This is a genomic window from Thiohalocapsa sp. (assembly GCF_019695415.1).
Taxonomy (GTDB): Bacteria; Pseudomonadota; Gammaproteobacteria; order Chromatiales; family Chromatiaceae; genus Thiohalocapsa.
In genome coordinates, this window is record NZ_JAIFKJ010000121.1 from 1 (window position 1) to 7,981 (window position 7,981).

Here is a 7,981-nt window from a genome sequence, read left to right on the forward strand (position 1 = left end):
CTTCAGCGGCATGAACTGGACCGGCTGCTGCTTCACGTAGTCCTTTTCGAAATCGAGCTCGATGGCAAAGCCATCGTCGCCTTCGCGACGGATCTTGACCTGCTTCAGCTCCGGCAGGCGCACCGCCAGGTAGGTCGTAAACGCGGCTGCCTGGGCCTCGTTGTCGGAGACGATGGCGCTGGCCAAGTTGGCCGCGATGAACTGCGCCTTCTGCGCCTCGCTCGGCGCCGGCACACGCTCACCGTCCAGATCGATGCCTTCGGCGTCCATTCGCTGGTCCATCTTCTCCAGATAGGCGCCTTGGTAGTCGGGCAGTTGCTTGCTGCGGTCGAACTCGATCTGGGCGATGTTGTCCAGCAGCACGGCCATGATTCTCGACATGTCGGTCGCTCTCGTATCCTCTCGCCAATGTCGCCTCGACCCAAAGCACCGGCACGGTTTCGCGCCCCAGCGCCTGGCGCCGACTGTGCGAAATGATAGCGTCTCAGTGATACTGCTGTCCCGGCGCCACCTTCCCGCGGAAGACCCAATAGACGACGCCGGTGTAGACCAGGATCACCGGCAGCACCACAACACCGGCGCCCCAGAAGAGAAACTCGAGCGACGCTTGCGGCGCGGCCGCCTGCGCAAGCGTCAGGTCATAAGGCACCAGCCAGGGCCAGAAGCTGCCCGCGAGCATCAGGTAAGCGGTCAGGAACAGCACAGAAGTCAGCGCGTAAGGATGCCAATCGGAGCGCTGTTTGGCGCATGCACGGTATAGCTGCCAGGCGGCGAGGCTTGCCAGCACCGGCAGCAGGAACAGCCAGGGTTGCGCCAGCCAGCGGTCCACGACGCGGAAGTCGCCGATCAAGGTCCCCACCAGAGCGAGGCCCACGAAGACGATGACTGCGGTCATGAGTCGCGGTATCCAATGCCAGGCCCAGTCGCGCAGCTCGCCCTCGGTCTTCAGCACCAGCCAGGCAGCGCCCAGCAGTGCATAGCCTGCCACCAGCCCGAAGCCGCATAGAAGCGGGAAAGGCGCCACCCAGTCGAAGGGCGAGCCCGCGAAGTTGCGCCCGTCCACGGTGATCCCGGCCACCATGGCGCCGATAGCCGCGCCCTGCACGAAGCTCGCCACCGCGGAGCCGGCGACGAAGCCGAAGTCCCAAATCCAGCGGCCGCGATGCGTCTTGTAGCGGAACTCGAAGGCCACGCCGCGCAGAATCAGCGCCACAAGCAGCAGTGCGACCGGCAGATAGAAGGCAGACAGGAAGATCGAGTAGACCACCGGGAAGGCACCGAATAGAACTGTACCCACCACGATGAGCCAGGTCTCGTTGCCGTCCCAGACGGGGGCGATGGAGCCCATCATGTCCCGCCGCTGGGCCTCGTCCCGGTTCAGGCCGAAGAGGATGCCCACGCCGAGGTCGAAACCGTCCAGCAGGACGTAGATCAGAATGGAAAGCGCCAGCACGGCGCCCCAGAAGTGTTGGAGATCCATGGGCATGGCTGTTCTCCCCGCGTCAGGCCGTGTCGGGGCGCGGCGCGGACGTGCCGGCACCGGGCTGGAAGCTGCCGCCGGCGGCGCCGAGCGGGCGGCTCGGCGTCACGCCCTGGCCCGCTGCCGGCGGGGCTTGTGGCGCGGCCGGCTCGGGCTCGGGGTCGGCCTCATCCAGCCCGGCGCGCAGCAGCCGGTAGATGTAGAAGGTGCCCGCGGAGAAGATGAGCGCGTATACGCTCACGTAGGCGAGCAGCGACACCAGCACCGCCTCGCCGGAGAGGCTCGGTGTCACGGCGTCCGCTGTGCGCAGCAGTCCCTGCACCACCCAGGGCTGGCGGCCCACTTCGGCGGTAAACCAGCCCGCGAGCACCGCGATGAACCCGCTCGGGAAGTGCAGGAAGACCGCCCACAGGAACCAGCGCGGCAGGTGCTCCGGGTCGCGAAGCCGACCCTTTGCCATAAGCCAGACCCCGGCCCAGGCCAGCGCCAGCATGATCACGCCCAGCCCGACCATGACCCGAAAGCCGTAGAAGGGGATCAAAAACGGCGGGCGCTCATCGGGAGGCACCGTGACGATGCCCGGCTCCGCGGCGCTGAAATTCCCCTTGGTCACGAAGCTGCCAAGGTACGGGATGCCGAGCTCCCAGACGTTGCGCTCGGCCTCGACATCGGGCCAGGCAAGCAGCAGCAGCCGCGCCGGCTGCTCCGTCTGCCAGCGCCCCTCCATAGCCGTGAACTTAGCGGGCTGGTGCTCGGCGGTGTACTCGCCGTTGAAGTGGCCAATGACGATCTGCGCCGGCGTCAGCACCGCCGCGAGGCCGAGTCCCATGGCCAACATGGTCCGCGCCGCGTACAGGTGGCGGTGGCGCAGCAGGTACCAGGCACCGGTGGCGGCCACCGAGAAGGCCGTGGTCAGATAGGCTCCCAGCAGCATGTGCGGAAAGCGCACCCAAAGCACGTCATTGAACAGGATTTCCTGCCAGTCCGTGGGCACGGTGTCACCGCTGGCCGTCAGCTCATAGGCCATGGGCACTTGCATCCAGGTATTGTTGGCCATGATCCAGAAGGCGGAGAAGGTCGTCCCCAGCGCCACCATCAGCGTGGACGCAAAGTACGCCCAGCGCGGTACCCGGTCGCGCCCAAACATCAGCACGCCGAAGAATGTCGCTTCCAGCAGAAAGGCGGTAAAGGACTCATAGGCCAGGAGTGGCCCCTGGATGGGTCCGGTACGTGTGGCAAGCTCGCTCCAGTTGGTGCCGAACTGGAAAGCCATCACGATGCCGGACACCACGCCCATGCCGAAGGCCACCGCGAACACCTTGAGCCAGAAGGCAAAGAGCCGCCGGTACAGCACATTGCCAGTGGCCATGTGCAGCCCTTCCAGGGTCGCGAGCCACGCGGCGAGGCCGATGGTGAAGGCCGGAAAGATGATGTGGAAAGACACCGTGAACGCGAACTGAATGCGCGACAGTGCCACCGGGTCGAGGTCCATGGTGGGCTCCGTGGGCGGTTGCCGCCGCTCGGGGCGGCGACTTTATTTGGTTTAGACACTGAGGCGGGACGCATACAGGTCAACACCGCAAGGGCGGTGGGATTCACGGCACGACTGGCTCGCTGACGCAGCTGCGGCCCGGGTATTGTCGTCCGCAGGACGGTGAGCGCTATGCGATCGGCGGCGGGCGGTTGGGGCTAGCGTGAAGCCCGTTTTCCTGCGCGTCTCGCGTGTTTTGTGCGTTTTGCGTTGACAATCCCCATCGCTTGGGTAATCCTGCGCGGTTTAGTGCCGATCACTACGCCCGTTTTTGCGGCTGCGCTCCATCCATCGCGGGCGCGGCCCAATGACAATCCGGATTCGCCCAAGGAGCATCCATGGCCAACACTTCGCAAGCCCGTAAGCGCGCCCGTCAGGCGGAGAAGCACCGCCAGCGCAATGCCGCCCAGCGCAGCACCCTGCGCACTGCCATCAAGAAGGTCCTTAAAGCGCTGCGCGCCGGCGACAAGGCCGCCGCAACCGAAGCTTACAAGGCCGCCGTGCCCGCCATCGATCGTGCCGCCGGCAAAGGCCTGATCCACGCCAACAAGGCAGCGCGCCATAAGAGCCGGCTCAACACGCATTTGAAGGCGATGGGCTGACAGCCTCCGGCTGTTCTCCAGCAGCCCCAGTCCACCTTGGCGCGGTCCTGGCTCTGTGGCCATGCCCCAGCAGCCGACCAATCTCTTCGCCGGGCTGCCGGTGCTCGACTCAGGCGAAGACTTCATCACGCTGATCGACCAGGGCAATGTGCAGATCGAGCGCATCGTCAGCAGCCCTCGACCGGAGTCCAACCGCTACGACCAGGATCATGATGAGTGGGTCTTACTGCTCAGTGGGCAGGCGACCCTGGAGCTGGACGGTAAACCCGTGCAGCTCAATACCGGCGACCACCTGCTGATCCCCGCCCATTGCCCGCATCGGGTACTCGCCACCTCCGACAAACCGCGGTGCCTCTGGCTGGCAGTGCATTTGCGGGAGTGTCCGACGGCGAGCGCCGCTGCTTAGTCACCAGTCCGAACCAGGTCCGGCGCCATGTCCGGCAGTCGTCCTGCGCACCTGTTCATCGCCGCCACCGCCCATGGCTACGGCCATGTGGCCCAGGTGAGTGCCCTCGCGCATGCACTCCGCCGCCGTGATCCGGCGCTTCGCATCACCCTCGGCGCCACCGTGGAGCAGGGCTTCGTGCGCGAGCGCATGCCGGCGGGCACGCAGGTGCTCCGCCGCGCGCTGGATGTGCCGCTGCCCATGGATGGCCCGCTCAAGGTGCTCTGGGAGGACGGGCTCGCGGTCTACGCGTCCTTCGATGCCCAGCACGAACAGCGGCTCGCCGAGCAGCGCCAGTTGATCGCCGACCTGGCGCCCGACCTGGTGCTTGCGGACATCCCCTGGCTGCCACTGACCGCGGCGCGGTCGCTCGGTATTCCGTCGGTCGGACTCTGCTCGCTGAATTGGCTCGACATCCTCGCGGAAAGTCCGATCGGCGCACGCCTGCCAGCAGCACTCAAGGAGCACATGCGCGATGGCTACGCGGGCGCGGAGCTGTTTCTTCGCCCCGCGCCCTCCATGCCCATGGCTTGGCTGCCGAACGGGCGGGATATCGGCCCCATCGCGGCCGTGCGCCCGCGCGACCCCGCCGGTCTGCGGCGACAGCTGGGTGTGGATGCCGAGACGCGGTTGGTGCTGATGCAGTTTGGCGGCACCGGCTCCCTGGTGCCGCCCATTGATCTGCCGCTTCCGCCCAAGACCATGCTGTTGACCCCGGTGCCGCGGCTCGCCGAGCGCCTGGGTGCGCGCCTCATCGGACCTGCCAGCGGCCCGGATGGGCTGGCGGTGGCGGATGTACTCGCATCCTGTGACGTCGTCATCACCAAGCCCGGCTATGGCACCTTCGCCGAGGCCGCCTGCCATGGCGTATCCGTGTTGTCGGTACCCCGTGGCGACTGGCCCGAAGAGCCCCACCTTGATCGGTGGCTCGCCGAGCAGGTGCCCTTTCGCAGTCTGCCGCTCGCGGAGTTCTTCGCCGGACGCATCGCGGAGCCGCTTGCCGATCTGCTTGCCGCCGGCCCGGTAGAGCCGGTCCCGGCCACGGGAGTGGACGAGACGGTGGAGCTGCTTTGGCCCTGGCTGGCGCAGCGCGCGTGAGTCCGATATGCCCAGAGACGCTGGCAGGCTGTGTCCTGCAACAGCGCCACGGCGCAAGGACTGTACTCGCCCCGACCCAGACCCCGCTTAGACAAGCCCATGTCTGAGAACATCCAGATCACCCCCGTCTCTGGGGCCGACCTCCATGACGCGATTCCGGACCTCGCGGCACTGCGCATCCGTGTCTTCCGCGATTATCCCTACCTCTACGACGGCGATGCCGACTATGAGGCCAAGTACCTCGCCACCTACGCCCGCGCCCGCGGCAGCGTCGTGGTGCTGGCGCGCGACGGCGGTTGCATCGTCGGCGCTTCCACCGCCCTGCCGCTGGTGGAGGAAACCGAGGAGGTGCAGGCACCCTTTACCGCCGCCGGCTACGATCCAGCGCGGGTGTTCTACCTGGGCGAATCCGTGCTGCTGCCCCTGACGACCGTCCAACCGCTCCTTCTAGGTAGCCAAAGAGCTTGGCGCCAAGTGCGCTTTGGTTGGTGCGTTTCCGGGTAGCTGTCCTCAGCCTGAGCCGAGCAGCGCTCCGCGCGGCACCCAGCACCCATGAAAGCCGATGGGGACCGCATGCGGGAGCGGTGCCGTGGCCTGGATCTCGAGGTTCTCAGCCCGCAGCACCACTAGGTCGGTTCGATCCTGATCGGCGCGAAATACCAGCGACAAGAGCCAGCCCTCGTCGTCGCCGTCACCTGGCACGAGCATGGGCTCGCCGGTGATGTCCAGGCCGAAGTCGCGGGTGGTGAGCCGGCCGGTCTCGGTGTCCAGGCGGTGGATGGATGTCAGGTAGGGCGCGCGGCGCTCGGGCGGTGCGCCGACGCCGTAGAGGATGCGCCGGGGCGCGCCCAGCGGCGCTGGTGCGCTGATGGGCAGCTCGAAGGCGTGGCTCGCCACGTCGGCGCCTAAGCTCACGTGCTCGCAGCTGTGCCGGGCCGGGTCCAGAACCAGGCGCTCCAGGCGCGGCATGGCGCCGTCCGGCGGGGTGCGGAACAGGTCCGTGAAGTCGTCGAAGTCCGGGTAGAGGCCGTAGCGGATCACGTCCAGCACCAGCCGACCGCTGTCGTCGTCGTAGGCTTGGGCGACGTGGAAGACGAAGCCGGGCGGCCCCGTCAGCACCGCCGGGCGTCCGGCGCCGGGCGCGCGCGGCAGCAGCAAGGCCTGCATCGGTCGCTCGGTGGCGATCTTGAGCGAGCCTACCGCGGTCTTGAGGCCGAATACTGCCTTGGGTACGTCGAAATCCGCATGCGGCAGCAAGAAGCAAAGCCAGTTGCGGCTGACGGCGAAATCGTGAACGAAGCTGAAGCGGTCGAGTCCGTGCTCGCGGGGTGTCTCCATACGGCCGTCGGCGCCGACCCGGTACAGCATCAGCCGGTTCGGCGAGCCCGAAACCAGACCGAAGTTATAGAGATCCCCCGTCTCGTCGTCACAGTGCGGATGGGCCGAGAAGGGCAGCAGCGGCGCCAGCCGCCGGGACAAGCCGCCGAAGGGATTTTCCAGCCGGCCGCCGAAGTCCTCCGCGCCGAGGGTGGCTAGTGTGTGTGGGTCCAGCCGATGAGGCGGCCCGCCCTCCCAGAGCGCCAGCAGCCGGCCCGCATGCCAGCGCACACTGGTGTTGGCCGCGTTCTTGAAGCGCATCTGGAAGAAGTTGCCGAACAGCCCGCCCGGCAGGTTGGTGCCGAAGGCACGGTGCAGCATGCGCCCGGCACGCTCTTCTTCTAGATACTCGCGGGTGCGCACAAAGCGATTGCTGTAGCGCACCGCGCCGCCCTGGATGTCCAGCTTGGTGATGTGGCCGTCACCGTCGAAGGGGTGGCGGTAGCGTCGGCCGCCGCGCTCGAAGCGGCCGGGGCCATTGCGGAACAACAGGCCATCCAGCGCCTGCGGCAGCGTGCCCGTGACCGGCAGGGATACATCGGTGTACTCGTCGGTGACCGTGGTGGTGGCCTGCGCCAGCACCCGCAACATGTCGGCACTGGCGAGATCCATCGGGGCGGCGAAATCCTGGGGCATGACGGCTGACTTCTCTGGATGTTGCAGCAACAGTGGACAGACGGCCGATCAGTCCTTCTTCAGCAGGTCCGCGAGGCCATCGAAGGGCCGATGCGTGGTGCTGCCGGCCTTGGACTGCGAGCCACCGGCATTGTTCGCATCCGGATCACGGCCGGCGGCGATGGCGGCAATGCGCTCCTCGAACTTCTGGTGCTCGTTGTCGTGGCAGTACAGGCAGAGCAGCTCCCAGTTACTGCCGTCCGGCGGGTTGTTGTCGTGGTCCATGTCCTTGTGGTGGACGGTGAGCTCGCGCAGATTGCTGCGCTCGAAGCTGCGCCCACAGCGCCCGCACACCCAGGGGAAGAGCTTCAGTGCCTGCTCCCGGTAGCCGGCGGCGCGCTCGTCACTGGCGCGACGGGCGGAGGCGACGATGCGGTCGAGCTTGTCGGTGTCGATGGCGCGGCCGGTGCGGCCGTGGCGGGGTGGGTCTTGTTGGCTCATTCGGCTGATCCCCACAGGGAAGTGTGAAGTCTCAAGTGTGCACGGGCGACTCGGGCAAGGTTAGAGTGTGAAGTTTGAAGTGTGAAAGACGCAACCGCAGGGGCCGGCGCGCCCGCTGATAGTTGCAGGTCCTTGTCGCGGCCAGGACCGTGCGCTGACAGTGCGGCGTAGGCCGAGTGCGACCCGCTCGGCCAACCTTCAACCTAAAAAGAGTAGTTGGACGGTCGTCAGGGTGCGTCCCGCGGCGTGCCTGGCAAGGCACAACGACGAGGAATAGTCGTTCTATTCCGAGGAGTTGTAACGCAGCCAGGCGCCCCGCGGGGCGTGCCATG

At 66.9% G+C, this 7,981-nt stretch carries 9 protein-coding genes; 4 read left to right on the forward strand and 5 right to left on the reverse strand.

Going from position 1 to position 7,981, the window contains the following annotated elements; all coding sequences use genetic code 11:
- The 3 genes from I6U14_RS02895 to I6U14_RS02905 form a co-directional block, all read right to left on the reverse strand.
- Window positions 1–381 (reverse strand): hypothetical protein (locus I6U14_RS02895; protein ID WP_296896747.1); only part of this gene is annotated, 381 nt, incomplete at its 3' end.
- A 103-nt stretch (window positions 382–484) separates the two neighbouring features.
- Complete coding sequence (gene cydB / locus I6U14_RS02900; protein WP_296896749.1) at window positions 485–1,486, reverse strand: cytochrome d ubiquinol oxidase subunit II; 1,002 nt, start codon at window positions 1,484–1,486, stop codon at window positions 485–487.
- A gap of 16 nt (window positions 1,487–1,502) precedes the next feature.
- Window positions 1,503–2,972, reverse strand: coding sequence for a cytochrome ubiquinol oxidase subunit I (locus I6U14_RS02905; protein ID WP_296896751.1), 1,470 nt, complete (start codon window positions 2,970–2,972; stop codon window positions 1,503–1,505).
- Between the two features lie 377 nt (window positions 2,973–3,349).
- Between I6U14_RS02905 and rpsT the strand changes: the two genes are divergently transcribed.
- The 4 genes from rpsT to I6U14_RS02925 all read left to right on the forward strand — a co-directional run bounded on the left by rpsT (window position 3,350) and on the right by I6U14_RS02925 (window position 5,660).
- Window positions 3,350–3,613: a 30S ribosomal protein S20 gene (gene rpsT / locus I6U14_RS02910; protein ID WP_296896753.1), complete on the forward strand. Its 264-nt coding sequence runs from the start codon at window positions 3,350–3,352 to the stop codon at window positions 3,611–3,613.
- 61 nt (window positions 3,614–3,674) lie between these two features.
- Complete coding sequence (locus I6U14_RS02915) at window positions 3,675–4,019, forward strand: cupin domain-containing protein (RefSeq protein WP_296896755.1); 345 nt, start codon at window positions 3,675–3,677, stop codon at window positions 4,017–4,019.
- Window positions 4,020–4,046: 27 nt separating this feature from the next.
- Window positions 4,047–5,156, forward strand: coding sequence for a hypothetical protein (locus tag I6U14_RS02920; RefSeq protein WP_296896756.1), 1,110 nt, complete (start codon window positions 4,047–4,049; stop codon window positions 5,154–5,156).
- 99 nt (window positions 5,157–5,255) lie between these two features.
- Window positions 5,256–5,660 carry a hypothetical protein gene (locus tag I6U14_RS02925; protein WP_296896758.1) on the forward strand — a complete coding sequence of 135 codons (405 nt, stop codon included), beginning with the start codon at window positions 5,256–5,258 and terminating at the stop codon, window positions 5,658–5,660.
- Window positions 5,661–5,666: 6 nt separating this feature from the next.
- Here the strand turns inward: I6U14_RS02925 and I6U14_RS02930 are convergent, their stop codons facing one another.
- Window positions 5,667–7,169: a carotenoid oxygenase family protein gene (locus I6U14_RS02930; protein WP_296896760.1), complete on the reverse strand. Its 1,503-nt coding sequence runs from the start codon at window positions 7,167–7,169 to the stop codon at window positions 5,667–5,669.
- A 48-nt stretch (window positions 7,170–7,217) separates the two neighbouring features.
- On the reverse strand, window positions 7,218–7,649 hold the full coding sequence (locus tag I6U14_RS02935; RefSeq protein ID WP_296896762.1) for a YajD family HNH nuclease: 432 nt from the start codon (window positions 7,647–7,649) through the stop codon (window positions 7,218–7,220).
- Between the last annotated feature and the right edge of the window lie 332 nt (window positions 7,650–7,981).